The sequence below is a fragment of the Nocardioides sp. genome, assembly GCF_050699375.1.
Taxonomy (GTDB): domain Bacteria; phylum Actinomycetota; class Actinomycetes; order Propionibacteriales; family Nocardioidaceae; genus Nocardioides.
Genome location: NZ_JBOHDN010000211.1, coordinates 1 through 15,549 on the forward strand (window position 1 = coordinate 1; position 15,549 = coordinate 15,549).

Sequence of the window (15,549 nt, forward strand, 5' to 3'; positions counted from 1 at the left end):
AGCGGCAGGGCTTCGAGCTGTTGATGACGATGATGCGCGGTACCGACGAGCAGCGCGCGATGGTGCAGGAGTCGGTGAACCGGTTCTGGTGGCCCGCGCTGATGATGTTCGGGCCGCCCGATGACGCCTCGCCCAACACCGAGCAGTCGATGGAGTGGGGCATCAAGACCCACACCAACGACGAGCTCCGCCAGCGCTTCGTGGACATGTCCGTCCCCCAGGCCGAGGCCCTCGGCGTCACCTTCCCCGACCCCGAGCTGAGGTGGAACGAGGAACGTGGCCACCACGACTTCGGCCAGCCCGACTGGGACGAGTTCTGGGCCGTGGTGAAGGGCAGCGGGCCGTGCAACACCCAGCGGATCGCCCACCGCAAGCAGGCCTGGGACGAGGGTGCCTGGGTGCGGGAGGCAGCGCTCGCCTTCGCCCGCGACAGCGCCGCCGACGTCGACGAGGAGGTCTCGGCATGAACGAGCAGGTACGGGCCGAGTGGCCCCTCTACGAGGTCTTCGTACGCGGCAAGCGTGGCCTCAACCACGTGCACGTCGGCTCGCTGCACGCCGCCGACGACGAGATGGCCGTACGCCATGCCCGCGACGTCTACACCCGGCGCAACGAGGGTGTGAGCATCTGGGTGGTCCGCTCGACAAACATCACCGCGTCCAGCCCCGACGAGAAGGACCCGATGTTCGCTCCCAGCGGGGACAAGGTCTACCGCCACCCGACCTTCTATGACATTCCCGCCGACGTCCCGCACATGTGAAGGGGAGCGTGAGCAGCTGATGGTCGACATCCACACCCACCAACCCGACGAGCACGACAACGCGTACGCCGGCCTGCTGGTCAACGACGCGCACTGGGCCTTCGGCAACGGCCAGGAGTACAAGCCCGGCGAGGACCCGCTGGCCGGGGTCGACACGACCGTGCCCGAAGGCGCCGACCCGGCCGCGCTCGCGACCTACTGCCTCATGCTCGGCGACGACGCGCTGGTCCTGTCGCAGCGGCTCGCCGAGTGGACCAGCCGGGCTCCGGACCTCGAGGAGGACATCGCGCTGTCCAACATCGCGCTCGACCTCCTCGGCCAGGCCCGGCTGCTGCTGGCCCGCGCGGGCGCCGCCGACCCGAGCATCGTGCCGGCTCTGCCCGAGGACTCCCCGGTCCCGGTCGAGGACCGGCTGGCGTTCTTCCGCGACGACATGCGGTTCCGCAACGTACGGATGGCCGAGGTGCCGAACGGCGACTTCGCCGAGGCGGTGGCGAAGATCCTGCTCTTCTCGACCTGGCGGCTCGCCCTCTTCGAGCGGCTCAGTCGCAGTCGTGACGCCGTCCTCGCGGCCGTGGCCGCGAAGGGCGTCAAGGAGCTGGCCTACCACCGCGACTTCGCCGGCCGCTGGTTCCTCACCCTCGCCCGCGGCACCGAGGAGTCACGTCGCCGGCTTATCAGTGCGCTCGATGGCCTCTGGCCGCTGTGGGCCGAGCTCTTCGAGACCCATGACGTCGAGAGGGTCGTCGCGGACGACGGCGTCGGCGTGGCCCCTGCTGACGTCGCCGCGGAGGTCGACGTCGTCCTGGAACAGGTCTTCGCGGCGAGCGGGATCGAGCGTCCCGAGCGGGCACCGCTCGCCGGCGTACAGGGTCGCAAGGGCCGCGACGGGCTGCACACCGAGGCGCTCAGTGGGATGCTCGCCGAGATGCAGGTCGTCGCCCGAGCACACCCGCGAGGTCAGTGGTGACCGCGGTGCTGACGCGCGGCGACGTCCTCGAGCGGGCACTGAGCGTGGCGGCCACCGTCGTCGACCCCGAGCTGCCGATGCTCACCCTGCTCGACCTCGGCGTGCTGCGTGAGGTCTCTCTCGACGAGGACGGCACCGTGGTCGCCGCGATCACGCCGACCTACTCGGGCTGTCCGGCGATGGCCACGATGCGCGACGACCTCGTCCACGAGCTCCGCGCCGCCGGGTTCGACCGCGTCCGCGTGCGGGTGGTCCTCGAGCCGGCCTGGACGACCGACTGGATCACTCCCGAGGGACGCGCCGCGCTCGCCGACGCGGGGATCTCGCCACCCGGCGCCGCGCCGCGCCGCGACGGCCCGGTCGCCATCCAACTGATGCCGACCCGTCGTTCGGTGACCTGTCCGCGCTGCGGTTCGGCCGAGGTCGACCTCACCTCGGAGTTCGGCTCCACCGCCTGCAAGGCGATGTATCGCTGCCGCGTCTGCCTCGAGCCGTTCGACCACGTGAAGGAGATCTGAGGTGACCGACACCGAGACCCGGCTGACCCCGGACCCGACCGCCCGCGCGGCGTTCCACACCCTCACGGTCACCGACGTACAGCCGCTCACCGACGACTCCGCCGCCGTGAGCTTCGGCGTACCTGCCGAGCTGGCCGAGGCGTACGACTTCGCGGCCGGGCAGTCGTTGACGCTGCGGCGCACCATCGACGGCGTCGAGCACCGTCGTACCTACTCGATCTGCTCTGCCGCCGGCACCGCGCCACGTATCGGTGTCCGGGTGATCCCGGACGGCCTCTTCTCCCGCTGGCTGGTTCACGACGTACGTCCCGGCGACCGGGTCGAGGTGCAGCCGCCGAGCGGCAGCTTCCGTGCCGATGCCGGTGCGGGCGGGCGCCACCTGTGCATCGCCGCCGGGTCGGGCATCACGCCGATGCTCTCGATCGCCTCCACCGTGCTGGGCAATCCCGACGCCCACGTCACGCTCCTCTACGGCAACCGGACCACGACCTCGGTGATGTTCGCCGAGGAGCTCGCGGACCTCAAGGACGCCCACGGCCACCAGCTCGACCTGATCCACGTGCTCTCCCGGGAGCCACGCGACGTCGAGCTCTTCACCGGCCGCCTCGACGGCGACCGTCTTCGCCGGCTGCTCACCGTGCTCGTCCCGGTCGACGGCATGGATCACGTGTGGCTCTGCGGACCCTTCAGGATGCTCGCCGAGGCGCGCGAGGTGCTCGCCGAGCTCGGCCTCCCGAGCGAGCGAGTCCACTTCGAGCTCTTCTACGTCGACGAGCCGCCGCCGGAGCTTCGCCACGCCGACCAGGTCGTCGAGGGCGTGACGAGCGAGGTGACCGTTGTGCTCGACGGTCGCTCGACCACAACGTCCATGCCGCGGGATAAGTCGATCCTCGACGCCGCTCAGCAGGTCCGCACCGACCTGCCCTTCGCCTGCAAGGGCGGGGTCTGCGGCACCTGCCGGGCGCGGGTCTGCGACGGAGAGGTCGACATGGTCCGCAACTACGCCCTCGAGGACAGCGAGGTCGCCGACAACTTCATCCTCACCTGCCAGAGCTTCGCTGTCAGCGACGAGGTCACCGTCGACTTCGACGCCTGAGCATCCACCGCCGAACATCCCAGGAGAACCATGTCCGACGCCTTCATCCTCGACGGAGTGCGCACCCCGATCGGTCGGTACGTCGGCGCCCTCGCCACCGTCCGCCCCGACGACCTGGCCGCGCACGTAGTCCGATCCGTGGTTGAGCGCAGCGGCATCGACCCGACGGACATCGAGGAGGTCGTGTTCGGCGCAGCAAACCAGGCAGGGGAGGACAACCGCAACGTCGCGCGGATGGCGACCCTCCTCGCCGGACTGCCCGAGACGATCCCGGGCTTCACCGTGAATCGGCTCTGCGCGTCCGGCCTGACCGCGATCGCGACGGCCCGACAGATGATTGCCGCCGGTGATGCGGACGTGGTCGTCGCTGGCGGGGTCGAGTCGATGACCCGCGCCCCATGGGTCACCGAGAAGACGTCCCGCCCGTGGGCGAAGCCGGGCCAGAGCTGGGACACCTCGATCGGCTGGCGGTTCACCAACCCGGCCTTCGATGCCGACACCACGCTGACCATGCCGCAGACCGCCGAACGGGTCGCTGAACAGTGGGGCCTCGGTCGCGAAGAGCTCGATGCCTTCGCCCTGCGCTCGCACCAACGTGCACTGGATGCCCAGAGATGCGGCCACTTCGACAACGAGATCGCCGCGGTCGGCGACGTGGCCGTCGACGAGGGGCCGCGCGCCGACACCACCCTGGACAAGCTGGCGGGCCTTCGCCCGATCCACGGCGCGGGTGGTGTCATCACGGCCGGGAACTCGAGCTCGCTCAATGACGGAGCCGCGGCCGTCGTACTCGTCAGCGAACGGTACGCCGCCGCGCGGGACCTCCAGCCACGCGCCCGCGTCGTCGCCGCGGCCAATGCCGGCGTCTCTCCCAACGTCATGGGCATCGGTCCGGTGCCCGCCACCCGCAAGGTGCTTGAGCGGACCGGGTGGGAGATCGGCGACCTGGCTGCGGTGGAACTCAACGAGGCCTTCGCCTCCCAGTCGCTGGCATGCATCCGCGACCTCGGCCTGGATGAGGAGATCGTCAACGCCGACGGCGGGGCGATCGCGCTCGGTCACCCGCTCGGCTGCTCCGGAACCCGGATCGCGATCACCCTGCTCAACCGGCTGGAGCGAACCGGCGACCGCCGCGGCCTCGCCGCGATGTGCGTCGGAGTGGGCCAGGGTTCGGCCCTCCTGCTGGAGCGACCGTGAACGTCACGGACAAAGAGACCCTGGATCCGGTGTTGGTCGAAGAACGCGAGGACCACGTCGTCATCCGACTCTACCGACCCGAGGTCCGCAACGCCATCGACCTCGCGACGGTCGAGGCACTCCACGACGCCTGCAACCGCCTGGAGAAGGAGCCAGCGGTCGCGATCATCGCCGGCTCGGACGGGATATTCGCCGCCGGGGCCGACATCGCCGAGCTTCGGGACCGACGGCGCGAGGACGCGCTGGCTGGCATCAACTCAGGCATCTTCGACCGCATCCACCGGCTCCCGATGCCCGTCATCGCACTCGTCGACGGCTATGCGCTCGGCGGCGGAGCCGAGCTCGCCTACGCCTGCGACTTCCGGATCGGCACGCCGGCCACCAAGATCGGCAATCCCGAGCCGGGACTGGGCATCCTGGCCGCCGCCGGCGCGGCATGGCGCCTGCGCGAGCTGGTCGGAGAGCCGCTCGCCAAGGAGGTGCTGCTGGCGGGCCGCGTGCTGACCGCTGACGAGGCGTTGGCCGTGCGGCTGCTCAACCAGGTCGTCCCGGCCGATGAGCTGGAGGAGGCCGGGCAACAGCTGGCGGCGCGGATCGCCGCGCAGGCACCATTGGCGGTGCGGCTCACCAAGTCCGCCTTCCACGCGCCCCGCGACGCCCACCCGCTGATCGACAATGTCGCTCAGGCGGTGCTCTTCGAGACCCAGGACAAGCATGATCGGATGACGGCGTTCATCGAGCGCCGGAAGGAGAAGCGATGACTGACACGGTGCCGAAGACGGTCGGCGTGTACGGCGGCGGCCGGATGGGCGGCGGCATCGCACACGCCTTCGCTGTGGCCGGTGCCGACGTTGTCGTAATCGAGAACGACGAGGCTTCCTCCGATGCGGCGCGGGAACGGATCGACGCCAGCCTCGCCAAGGCCGTCGACAAGGGCGCGACGGTGCGCGGCGGCTTCGAGGTCGTCACCGACCCCGCGGCGCTCGCCGCCTGCCCGCTGGTCGTCGAGGCCGTTCCCGAGCTGGTCGACCTCAAGCGCCAGGTGCTCGCACGGATCGCCGCTGCCGCGCCGAATACCGACATCGGCAGCAACACCAGCTCGCTGTCGATCGACGAGCTCGCGGACGTCGTACCCGATCCGGGGCGGGTGATCGGCCTGCACTTCTTCAACCCGGTGCCGGTCAGCGACCTGGTCGAGGTCGTCGTCGGGGCCCGCACCGATCCGGACCTGGTGACCCGGGCCCAGGGCTGGGTCACGGCGCTCGGCAAGACCGCCATCACCGTCACGGACTCGCCGGGCTTCGCCAGCGGCCGGCTCGGCGTGGCCATCGCGCTCGAGGCCATGCGGATGCTCGACGAGGGCGTCGCGACCGCGGCCGACATCGACACCGCGATGACGCTGGGCTACCGCCATCCGGTGGGACCACTGAAGACCACCGACATCGTCGGCCTGGACGTCCGGCTCGCCATCGCGGAGCACCTCGAGCGCGAGCTCGGGCCGCGGTTCGCGCCCCCGCAGGTGCTGCGGGACAAGGTCGCCGCCGGCGAGCTCGGGCGCAAGACCGGGCGGGGGTTCTACCCGTGGTGAGCCTGGAGCCGGCCGCGCTCGCGAAGGCTTGTGCCGATGCGATGTGGGAGTCGGACGACGCCAGCCGGTCGCTCGGGATGGTCATCGAGGACGTCGGTCCCGGCACCGCGCGGTTGTCGATGAAGATCAGGCCCTCCATGGTCAACGGCTACGGCATCTGCCACGGCGGTCTGCTCGCCACGCTCGCTGACAGCGCCTTCGCGTTCGCCTGCAACACCCACGGGACCGTGACCGTCGCGTCCGGGTTCGAGGTCACCTTCCTCGAGTCGGGACGGCTGGGGGAGGTCCTCGTCGCCGAAGCCCGGGAGGTCGCGCTGCGCGGCCGCTCGGGGATCTACGACGTCACCGTCCGCCAGGGCGACGACGTCATCGCAGAATTCCGCGGGCGGAGCCGCTCGCTGGGCCGACCCATCCTGGAGGAAGACCGATGACCAACCAACCTGTTCTCATCGACCGCACCGATGCGGTGGCGACCATCACCCTGAGCAGCCCGGCGCTCACGCTCGAGTCCAAGGTGGCTCTCCGCGACGCCCTCGCGGATGTCGCGAACAACGCCGACGTACGGGCCGTTGTACTCGCCGGCGGGGGCAAGGCCTTCTGCGTCGGGCAGGACCTGGGCGAGCACTCCGCGGCTCTCGCAGACGGTGCCGAGGCAGCGTTCGCGACCGTCCGGGAGCACTACTCGCCGGTCGTCCGTGACCTGCTGACCATGCCGAAGCCCGTGATCGCCGCGGTCGGCGGCGCCTGCGTCGGCGCCGGCCTCGGGTTCGCGCTGGCCTGCGACTACCGGGTCTTCGCCGAGGGGGCGAAGCTCGGCACCGCGTTCACCGGCATCGGCCTCACCTTCGACTCTGGCCTCTCCTTCCTCCTTCCCCGCGCCGTCGGCGACGCTCGCGCGAAGAAGCTGATCCTCTTTGGCCAGACATTCACCGCGGAGCAGGCCATCGAGTGGGGGATCGCGGGAGAGACCGCGGAGGCCGCAGACGTCCTCGACCGTGCCGTGGACCTCGCTTCTCAGCTGGCTAAGGGTCCCACCGTCGCGTTTGGCGAGAGCAAGCGACTCCTTGTCGACACCGTGGCACTCGGCGCTGCGCTGGAGGCCGAGGCGACGGCGCAGATCCGCTGCGGCGCCTCGGAGGACCACGCCAATGCCGTGACTGCGTTCCTGGACCGGGAGAAGCCGGTGTTCAAGGGACGCTGACCGGGCTTGGCAGATCGGCGGTCGTGAGGAAGTCGATCAGCCTCGTGGCTGACTCAGGTTCACCAACGGTGATCCGTACATCATCCTGCGGAATTGCCCGAGAGGCGGGCGAGACTGCTCGGCCCGCTCTGCGAAGCCCGCTGCCTGGCCGGCCAGCTTCAGCCAGACGAAACTGCCTCGCTGGCCGGGCACACTCCATGCGGCGGCCCGACTCGCGTTCCGGGCGCGCTCTCGCAGCGCGACGACCTGGTCCCCGCGAGCATATTCTCGTCCTCGGCCTTCAGCGACGTGATCGCCGCGGCCTGCGCAACACTCGCTACCCCGAAGGCAAGCGACACCGCTCGAGGGCGGCGCCGACGCTCGGGTGCGCGTCCTGCAACTCTACCCACCCCGGTCGTCGCCACCGGAAATTGGACTGAGCGCAGGTCCTTTGCCGGGCAGTTGGGTATGCGATCAGTGACTTGGAAAGGTCCAGACGGGGTGTCATGTGGGCACGTTTCCCAGAAACTCCAGACCGGTTGCATTCCCACGGTGTTCCCTCGATGTAAAATGCGAACCGCCTCCGACCTAGTTTGACCAGGTCAGAGGCGGTTTTCCGAAAAGTACGCCATGTAGGACTTGACTTCGCCTTAAACAAATCGGGATCGGCGGGTGGTGGGCTCACAAGTCGGCGAGCTTGTTGACTGAGTCGCGGAGCGCGTCTTCGCCGGCGCGGACGTAGTGGTTCAGGACGGTGGTGAGCTTGTCGCCGAGGTACTGAGCGACAACCTCCCATGATTCGCCGAGCTCCTCGTGGAACCATTTGGTCGCTGCGTGGTGGCGGAGGTTGCGGTAGACGATGGTCCGGGGCCAGGCGTCGTCGGGGTCGTTCTCCTCGACCCAGGTGCGGACGCGGTGCCAGCGTTCGTTGTGGAGCTCGGGTTTGACCGGGAGGCCGGTGGTGGTATCGACGAAGAGCCATTGCTCATCTTCAGGGGGAATCGGGTAGTTCCACCAGGCCACACTCTTGTCAGGCTCACGAGCAGCAAGATCCGCCCGGCGCTGGCGCTCGATGTCCTGCGCGTTGATGACTTGCTGGAGAGTGGCTGATGTGGACAGTTCGAGCAGCTCCTTGACGCGGGGGAGGAGCTCGTTGTTCAGAATCGAGCCCGGGAGCGGCACCTCGTGGAGGATGTGGTTCTTGACCGGACCGCGGAATCCAACTTGGTGGCGTGGTGTGCTCCACGAGCCGTTGACGTGGAGGTAGCCGCCGTCGAAGAAGACGTCGATCGCTCGAAGCGCGTTCTGTTCACCGAGGCGGAGGCCGCCGAAGCCGGCTACGCGGATCTTGGTGCCGAAGAGTGGTAGCCGGGTCATCAGCGGGTCGGTGCCATCCTGGCCGCAGAGTTTGTCGGCGGCGTCGGCCATGGCACGCACCTGACGGGTCTCGGGGCGCAGGCGCGAGTCGACGTAGTGGGTGGTGGCCCCCTGAAGGACAGTCGTGCGGCCGATCTCGAGGCCGTCGAGCGGGTCGATGGACCGGTCGAGCCAGCCAAGGCGCCAGGCGAGCTTGCGCATGGCGGCGAGCTGTCCTCGCAGATCTTCCCTGCCGCGGGTGGAGAAGATCGTCTGAGAGCCCTTCTCCATGACCTTACGGCTGTGTTCAACCCGCCATTTCGTCACGGGGACGTCGCTGACGGTGGGGAGGATGTGGGCGTTGAGCCTCGACTCGCGGCCCTGGATGGTGCGGGGGTGCTTGTCGCGGGCAACGCTGTCTTTGAGATACTCCTCCGCGAGCATGCGGATCGTGCGGGCGGCGCGCACGTCAGCTCGGGCCGGCGTCTCCGTTGCCGTGTCGAGCGCGGCCTCGGCCCGGGCGAAGATGTCGCGGGCCTCGGTCTCGGTGCTGGCTCGGCGAAGCACGCGCTCCCAGGGTTTGCCGTCGCCGGTCGGCGACCGGAACATCACCTGGTAGCTGGTGCTGCCCTCGCCCGGGGCGTAGAGGCGTACGCGCCAGGCTCGTTTGGTTCCGCCGAGGGTGCGCGGCTTGCCCTGGGCGAGCAGTGTCGGCTTCCTGCGCGGTGGCATCCGCGTCCCTCCTAAGGTGGGGGTGGGTCCGGTGCGGGCCTACCAGGATCTGCTTCGTGTATCACTCTCGTGTATCACGGACCCAGTAATGATACACGTGCCACTCGTTAGGAGTGATGGAATTGGTCAACCGTCTGGCTGGTGCGACGAGCCCGTATCTCCTTCAACATGCAGGTAATCCGGTGGATTGGTGGGAGTGGGGAACGGATGCCTTCGCGGAGGCGAGGCGTCGTGATACACCAGTTCTGCTGTCAGTTGGTTACGCCGCCTGTCACTGGTGCCATGTGATGGCGCACGAGTCGTTCGAGGACGAGGCGACTGCGGCGTACATGAACGAGCACTTCGTCAACATCAAGGTCGATCGGGAGGAGCGGCCGGACGTCGATGCTGTCTATATGGCTGCGACGACGGCGATGACGGGGGCCGGCGGGTGGCCGATGACGGTGGTGCTCGACCATGACGGCAACCCGTTCTTCGCCGGCACCTATTTCCCGGACACGCCTCGCCACGGGCAGCCCGCGTTCACCCAGGTGCTTCAGGCGCTGTCGGAGGCGTGGACGCAGCGACGCTCCGAGATCGGAGCGGTCGCCGACAACGTACGTCAGCATCTGACCGCCGTCTCCGGGGACACCGGGCCCGCCGGCTCATGGCAGGTGGACGCCGAGGCCGTGGTCGAGACGCTCGCGGGCGAGTTCGACCCGATGGCGGGTGGGTTCGGGGGCGCTCCGAAGTTCCCGCCGTCGATGGTGCTGGAGTTCCTGCGGCGCACCGCCCGCGCGGCGCCGGGTTCGGAGCTGGCGCGCAAGGCCTCGCACATGGTCGCGCGGACGGCGGCCGCGATGGCCGGTGGTGGGATGTATGACCAGGTGGGAGGCGGGTTCGCGCGCTATGCCGTCGACAGGGGATGGGTGGTCCCGCACTTCGAGAAGATGCTCTACGACGACGCCCAGCTGATCGGTCTCTACGCCCGGCTCGGGACCGAGCACGGTGACCGGGTCGCGCGGGAGAGCGCTGACTGGATGATCCGCGAGCTCGGCACCGCCGAGGGTGGGTTCGCCTCCGCGCTCGACGCCGACAGCGAGGGGGTCGAGGGGAAGTTCTACGTATGGACCCCGGACGAGCTCATCGAGGTCCTCGGTGCCGAGGACGGCGCCTGGGCCGCGGAGATCTTCGAGGTCACCGAGGCAGGGACCTTCGAGGAAGGCGCCTCGACGCTGCAGCTGCGCCACCGGCCGGCCGACGCCGAGCGGCTGGAGTCGGTGAAGGCGCGGCTCCTGGCCGCCCGTCAGGAACGGGTACGTCCGGCCCGCGACGACAAGGTCGTCGCGGCATGGAACGGGCTGGCGATCAGCGCGCTTGTCGACGCCGGCCTGGCGCAGGGTGAGCCGCGCTACCTGGAGGCGGCGGTCGGGGCGGCGGACCTGCTGTGGCGGGTGCACGTGCCGGAGGAACACGCCGCCCGCCTGCTGCGGGTCAGCCGCGACGGCGTCGCGGGGGCGCATGCGGGCGTGCTCGAGGACTACGGATGCGTCGCGCACGGCTTCCTCGCGCTCGTGCAGGCTACGGGCGACGCGACGTGGCTCGGCCGAGCCACCGCGCTCCTCGACACCGCGCTGGCCCACTTCCGCGCCGAGGACGGCGGCTTCTACGACACCGCCGACGACGCCGAGTCGCTGGTCACCCGGCCCCGGGACGCCTCGGACAACGCCAGTCCCAGCGGCACAAGCGCGATGGTCCATGCGCTCATCACCGCGCACGCGCTCACCGGCGAAGGCCGATACAGGGCCGCTGCCGAGGAGGCCCTCGCCACCACGAGCAACCTGATGACCAAGGTGCCCCGGTTCGCCGGCTGGTCGCTGGCCGCGTCGGTCACCATGAGCGACGGTCCGCTCGGGATCGCGATCGTGGGCCCGGCAGGACCCGACCGCGACGCGCTGGAGGCTGCGGCACGACGGAAGCCGGGAGCGGTGGTGATCGTCGCCGACGAGGCCCGCGACGACATCCCGCTGCTGATCGGCCGGACTCCGGTCGGCGGGAAGCCGGCGGCGTACGTCTGTCGGGGTTTTGTCTGCGATCGCCCCGTCACGTCGCCGGAGGCGATGTCCTGAGGCCCTCCTGAGCTTGTCGAAGGGCTTGTCGAAGGGAACTGGCTTGGATCCATACCTGATCGACGGCAACTATGTGTCGATCCCATATGTCGGCGCGCGCGTAAAAGTGTAACTTCGGTCACATGACGGTCGATCTGGTTGCGTTCTTGGAGCTGCTGGCCGGGGATGCCGACGAGGCCGACTTCGAAGGGCCGTCGGAGGCCGCGAGAGCGGCGGGGGCGACCGAGGAGGAGCAGGAGCGGGTCGACCACGCCAAGCGCCTCGCGCTCCAGGTCAGGGACACCCTGGCGGCGCGCCGCCGACGTGAGGGCGAGCTCGGTGCGTTGTTCGAGTCTGCCAACGACCTGGCGATGCTGACCAACCTGGAGGCGGTGCTCCAGGCGATCGTGACCCGGGCGAAGCAGCTGCTGAACACCGATGTCGCCTACCTCACCCTCAACGACGAGCGCCGCGGTGAGTACATGCGCGTGACCGAGGGGATCCGGACCGCGGCCTTCCGCTCGACCCGGATTCCCTACGGCATCGGGCTCGGCGGCCTCGTCGCCCAGACGATGAAGCCCTACTCGACCGCCGACTACATCCCCGACGAGCGGTTCCGGCACGCTCCTGACATCGACGGCGCGGTCAGCGGAGAGGGCATCCGCGCGATCATCGGCGTACCCCTCCTGCTCGGCACCCAGGTCATCGGCGTCCTCTTCGCCGCCAACCGGACCGTTCGGCCGTTCGGCGACGAGGCGAGCGCGCTGCTGGTCTCCCTGGCCGCACATGCCGCGATCGCCGTGGACAAGGCCAGGCTGCTGGAGGAGACCCGGGCCGCGGTCGCCGAGCTCGAGGTCACCGCCCGCAAGCTGCAGGCGCGCAACGAGGCGGTCGAGCGCGCCGCCGACGCCCACGACCGGCTCACCCGGATCGTGGTCGGGGGTGGCGGCGTGGACGATGTCGTACGCAGCGTCGCCGAGGTCCTCGGCGCCCGGGTCGTGGTGCAGGACCTGAGCGGGGAGACGATCGCCAGCAGCGCCCCGGACGAGCCGGTCTCCGACTATGAGGCCGCCGTGACCAGGCGGAGCCTCGACCTGAGCCGGACCGCCGGCAGCGGTGACATCTATGCCACCCCGGTCCTGGCCGGAGCCGAGCAGCTCGGCTCGATGCTCCTCGGTCCGCGCGAGGTCGAGAGCGACGAGGACGGCGACGGCGATCTGGAGGACGGCGACCAGCGGATCCTGGAGCGCGCCGCGCTGGTCACGGCGCTGCTGCTGCTCTTCCGCCGCAGCGTGGCCGAGGCCGAGGGGCGGGTGCGGGGAGAGCTCCTCGACGAGCTCCTCTCCGGCACCACCCCGGACCCCGAGACGCTGCGCGAGCGCGGTCGTCTCCTGCAGGCCGACCTGTCCAGGTCGTACGCCGTCGTGGTGGCCGACGTCCCCGGCGACCGTGCCCGGGTCGGCCAGGCCGCGACGTTCCTCGCCGCGACCCACGACGGGTTCGCGGCGGTGCGCCAGGGTCAGGTCGTGTTGATCTTCCCTGACTGCGACGCCCGGGCCGCCGGAGACCTGGCCATCGACGGGCTGCGCCTGTCCGCGGCCGCCGCGGTGACCGTCGGGGCGGCGGGGCCGGTGCCGGGGCCGCTGAGCAGCCCCGACGCCGTGGTCCGGGGCTACGACGAGGCCCGTCGCTGCCTGGCGGCGGCGATGACCCTCGGCCGTGAGGGCCAGGTCGTCACTGCCGACGACCTCGGGTTCGTGGGGCTGCTGCTCGGCACCGACGGCGACCCGGGGGCGTACGTCACCTCACGGCTGGGTCCGGTCGTCGACTACGACAAGGAGAAGGGGTCCAAGCTGGTCGAGACGCTGCGGACCTACTTCGCCGCTGACCGCAACCTCACCCGCACCGCCGCCTCCTTGCACGTGCACGTCAACACAGTCACCCAGCGACTCGAGCGGGTGACTCGCCTGCTGGGCAAGGGCTGGCAGGAGCCGGAGCGCCAGCTCGAGGTGCAGCTGGCGCTCCGGCTCCATCAGCTGGTCGCCTAGAGCGCAACACTCCAGACTCCCCTCGCCGAGTCGGCTCATCCTGACCGAAATCCTCGCCGAGTCGGCTCGTCACAACGAGCCGACTCGGCGCGCGGGGTCTGGAACAAGCGCCCTTACGAGCGGCGGCTCAGCCACAGGTGGCGGGCGGTGCCCCAGATGCCGCGGCGGAAGAGCAGGACGACGGTCACGAAGACGCCACCGGTGACGATCCCGATCCCGTCGAACCCGGACGAGGCCAGGTAGTCGGCGAGGATCACGATCAGGCCGGCCCCGATCACTCCGCCCCACAGCGTCCCGATGCCACCGAGCACGGTCATCAGGACGACCTCGCCGGAGGTGGCCCAGTGCAGCTCGGGCAGTGCGACGAACCCGTGGGAGACGGCGAAGACGCCGCCGGCGAGCCCGGAGAGGCCGGCCGAGAGCACGAAGACGATCAGCTTGTAGCGCTCCACGTCGTAGCCCAGCGCCCGCGCCCGCGGGGCGTTGTCGCGGATCGCGACCAGCACCCGGCCGAAGGGGGAGTGGACGATCCGCCAGGCGGCCCACATGCCGAGCAGGATGATCGGCAGCGCCGCGTAGTAGAAGACGAACGAGTCGGTCTCGACGGCCTCGATCCCGAAGAACGACCGCGGCACGCCCTGGAGCCCGTTCTCCCCGCCGGTGAGCGAGGAGGCCTGGTTGGCGATGAAGAAGAGCATCTGCGCGAACGCCAGGGTGACCATCGCGAAGTAGATGCCCGACCGTTTCACCGACAGGTAGCCGATCGGCACGGCCAGGACCATCGCGAACAGCGCACCACCGAGCACGGCCACGGGGAACGGCACGCCGAGGTGGATGGCGATCAGCCCCGTGACGTACGCCGATCCGCCCCAGAACGCGGCGTGACCGAACGAGAGCAGCCCGCAGTAGCCCAGCAGCAGGTCGAGGGCCACCGCGAAGAGCGCCCACGCGGCGATGTCCATCGCGACCGGCGGGTAGATGAACCAGGGCAGCCCCAGGGCCACCAGCAGACCGACGCTGAGCAGGACCAGCCGCTGCCACGGCCGCGCTCCCGCGATCGCCGCATGCTGCTCGGTGACGCTCGCACCGGCCGTCGCGATGCTCGTCATGCGGTCGCCTCCTCTCGTCCGAAGAGCCCGGCCGGCCGGGCCAGGACGACCACCGCCATCAGTACGAAGATGAGCACCTGCGCGAACGTCGGTGCGTACGCCTGGCCGAAGGCCTCCACGAGCCCGACCAGGAAACCGCCCGCCACGGCGCCGACGATGGAGCCGAGCCCGCCGATCACCACGACCGCGAACAGGATGATGATGAAGTCGCTGCCCATCTCGGCGGTGATCGCCCGGAACGGTGCCGCCAGCACACCGGCCAGGCCCGCGAGCGCGACCCCGAAGCCGAAGACCGGCGTCACCCAGCGTCCGACGTTGATCCCGAGCGCCCCGGCGAGCTCGGGCCGCTCGGTCGCGGCGCGGACGATCATGCCCACCCGCGTACGCGTCATCAGCAGCCAGACGCCGAGGCAGACGAGCAGCGCGACACCGATCACGAAGAGCTGGTAGACCGGCAGCCCGACCCCGGCCAGCTGGATCCGCCCGCCGAGCGCGTCGGGGCGCTCGTACGGCAGGCCGCTCACGCCGTAGCGGCGCTTGACGAGGTCGACCAGCAGCAGGGTCAGCCCGAAGGTGAGCAGCAGGTTGTAGAGCGGGTCGAGCGGCAGCAGCCACTGCACCAGCAGCCGCTCGACCAGCATCCCGAAGACCAGCATCAGCAACGGCACCACGATCAGCGCCAGCCACAGGCTCATCCCGACGGTGTCCAGGAGCACCGCGGCGGCGACCGCGCCCAGCATGTAGAAGGCGCCGTGGGCGAAGTTGACCACGCCGAGCACCCCGAAGATGACTGCCAGGCCGAGCGCGGCCAGCGCGTAGAAGCTGCCGGCCGCGAGGCCCTGGACGGTGTATTGGAGAACCGCGTTCATGCTGTGCCTTTCAAGCCAGCGTCCTCAGATCTTGTACGA

At 69.9% G+C, this 15,549-nt stretch carries 15 protein-coding genes; 12 read left to right on the forward strand and 3 right to left on the reverse strand.

Features of this window, described 5'->3' with window-relative positions; translation table 11 throughout:
- From ACRDPS_RS15640 to ACRDPS_RS15685, 10 genes are all read left to right on the forward strand, one after another.
- The coding region (locus tag ACRDPS_RS15640) for a Phenylacetic acid catabolic protein (protein ID WP_431502574.1) at positions 1–467 on the forward strand (467 nt) is incomplete at its 5' end.
- A complete protein-coding gene (gene paaB / locus ACRDPS_RS15645; protein WP_431502575.1) occupies positions 464–760 on the forward strand; it encodes a 1,2-phenylacetyl-CoA epoxidase subunit PaaB in 297 nt (98 codons plus the stop codon). The genes ACRDPS_RS15640 and paaB, both read left to right, overlap by 4 nt.
- Before the next feature lie 19 nt (positions 761–779).
- The gene (gene paaC, locus ACRDPS_RS15650) at positions 780–1,730 is read left to right on the forward strand and encodes a 1,2-phenylacetyl-CoA epoxidase subunit PaaC (RefSeq protein ID WP_431502576.1); all 951 of its coding nucleotides are present in this window, start codon (positions 780–782) and stop codon (positions 1,728–1,730) included.
- Positions 1,727–2,248, forward strand: coding sequence for a 1,2-phenylacetyl-CoA epoxidase subunit PaaD (gene paaD, locus ACRDPS_RS15655; protein WP_431502577.1), 522 nt, complete (start codon positions 1,727–1,729; stop codon positions 2,246–2,248). Before paaC ends, paaD begins: the two co-directional genes overlap by 4 nt.
- Position 2,249: 1 nt before the next feature.
- The gene (paaE, locus tag ACRDPS_RS15660; RefSeq protein ID WP_431502578.1) at positions 2,250–3,344 is read left to right on the forward strand and encodes a 1,2-phenylacetyl-CoA epoxidase subunit PaaE; all 1,095 of its coding nucleotides are present in this window, start codon (positions 2,250–2,252) and stop codon (positions 3,342–3,344) included.
- A gap of 30 nt (positions 3,345–3,374) precedes the next feature.
- The gene (locus ACRDPS_RS15665) at positions 3,375–4,541 is read left to right on the forward strand and encodes a thiolase family protein (RefSeq protein ID WP_431502579.1); all 1,167 of its coding nucleotides are present in this window, start codon (positions 3,375–3,377) and stop codon (positions 4,539–4,541) included.
- Positions 4,538–5,302 (forward strand): enoyl-CoA hydratase/isomerase family protein, encoded by a 765-nt coding sequence (locus ACRDPS_RS15670; protein WP_431502580.1) that lies wholly within the window; start codon positions 4,538–4,540, stop codon positions 5,300–5,302. Before ACRDPS_RS15665 ends, ACRDPS_RS15670 begins: the two co-directional genes overlap by 4 nt.
- Positions 5,299–6,129, forward strand: coding sequence for a 3-hydroxyacyl-CoA dehydrogenase family protein (locus ACRDPS_RS15675; RefSeq protein ID WP_431502581.1), 831 nt, complete (start codon positions 5,299–5,301; stop codon positions 6,127–6,129). Before ACRDPS_RS15670 ends, ACRDPS_RS15675 begins: the two co-directional genes overlap by 4 nt.
- Positions 6,123–6,560, forward strand: a complete 438-nt coding sequence (gene paaI / locus ACRDPS_RS15680) for a hydroxyphenylacetyl-CoA thioesterase PaaI (RefSeq protein WP_431502582.1) — start codon at positions 6,123–6,125, stop codon at positions 6,558–6,560. The genes ACRDPS_RS15675 and paaI overlap by 7 nt, the downstream gene beginning before the upstream one ends.
- Positions 6,557–7,330: an enoyl-CoA hydratase/isomerase family protein gene (locus ACRDPS_RS15685; protein WP_431502583.1), complete on the forward strand. Its 774-nt coding sequence runs from the start codon at positions 6,557–6,559 to the stop codon at positions 7,328–7,330. Before paaI ends, ACRDPS_RS15685 begins: the two co-directional genes overlap by 4 nt.
- Positions 7,331–7,990: 660 nt before the next feature.
- Here the strand turns inward: ACRDPS_RS15685 and ACRDPS_RS15690 are convergent.
- Positions 7,991–9,397: a hypothetical protein gene (locus ACRDPS_RS15690; protein WP_431502584.1), complete on the reverse strand. Its 1,407-nt coding sequence runs from the start codon at positions 9,395–9,397 to the stop codon at positions 7,991–7,993.
- A 116-nt stretch (positions 9,398–9,513) separates the two neighbouring features.
- Here ACRDPS_RS15690 and ACRDPS_RS15695 point away from each other — a divergent pair, with 116 nt between their 5' ends.
- Together ACRDPS_RS15695 and ACRDPS_RS15700 are read left to right on the forward strand one after the other, a co-directional pair.
- Complete coding sequence (locus ACRDPS_RS15695) at positions 9,514–11,505, forward strand: thioredoxin domain-containing protein (protein WP_431502585.1); 1,992 nt, start codon at positions 9,514–9,516, stop codon at positions 11,503–11,505.
- 122 nt (positions 11,506–11,627) lie between these two features.
- Positions 11,628–13,532 carry a helix-turn-helix domain-containing protein gene (locus tag ACRDPS_RS15700; protein ID WP_431502586.1) on the forward strand — a complete coding sequence of 635 codons (1,905 nt, stop codon included), beginning with the start codon at positions 11,628–11,630 and terminating at the stop codon, positions 13,530–13,532.
- Positions 13,533–13,645: 113 nt separating this feature from the next.
- Here the strand turns inward: ACRDPS_RS15700 and ACRDPS_RS15705 are convergent, their stop codons facing one another.
- Entirely contained in the window at positions 13,646–14,641 is a 996-nt protein-coding gene (locus tag ACRDPS_RS15705; protein ID WP_431502587.1) for a branched-chain amino acid ABC transporter permease, read from the reverse strand.
- Positions 14,638–15,510 (reverse strand): branched-chain amino acid ABC transporter permease, encoded by an 873-nt coding sequence (locus tag ACRDPS_RS15710; protein ID WP_431502588.1) that lies wholly within the window; start codon positions 15,508–15,510, stop codon positions 14,638–14,640. Before ACRDPS_RS15710 ends, ACRDPS_RS15705 begins: the two co-directional genes overlap by 4 nt.
- Between the last annotated feature and the right edge of the window lie 39 nt (positions 15,511–15,549).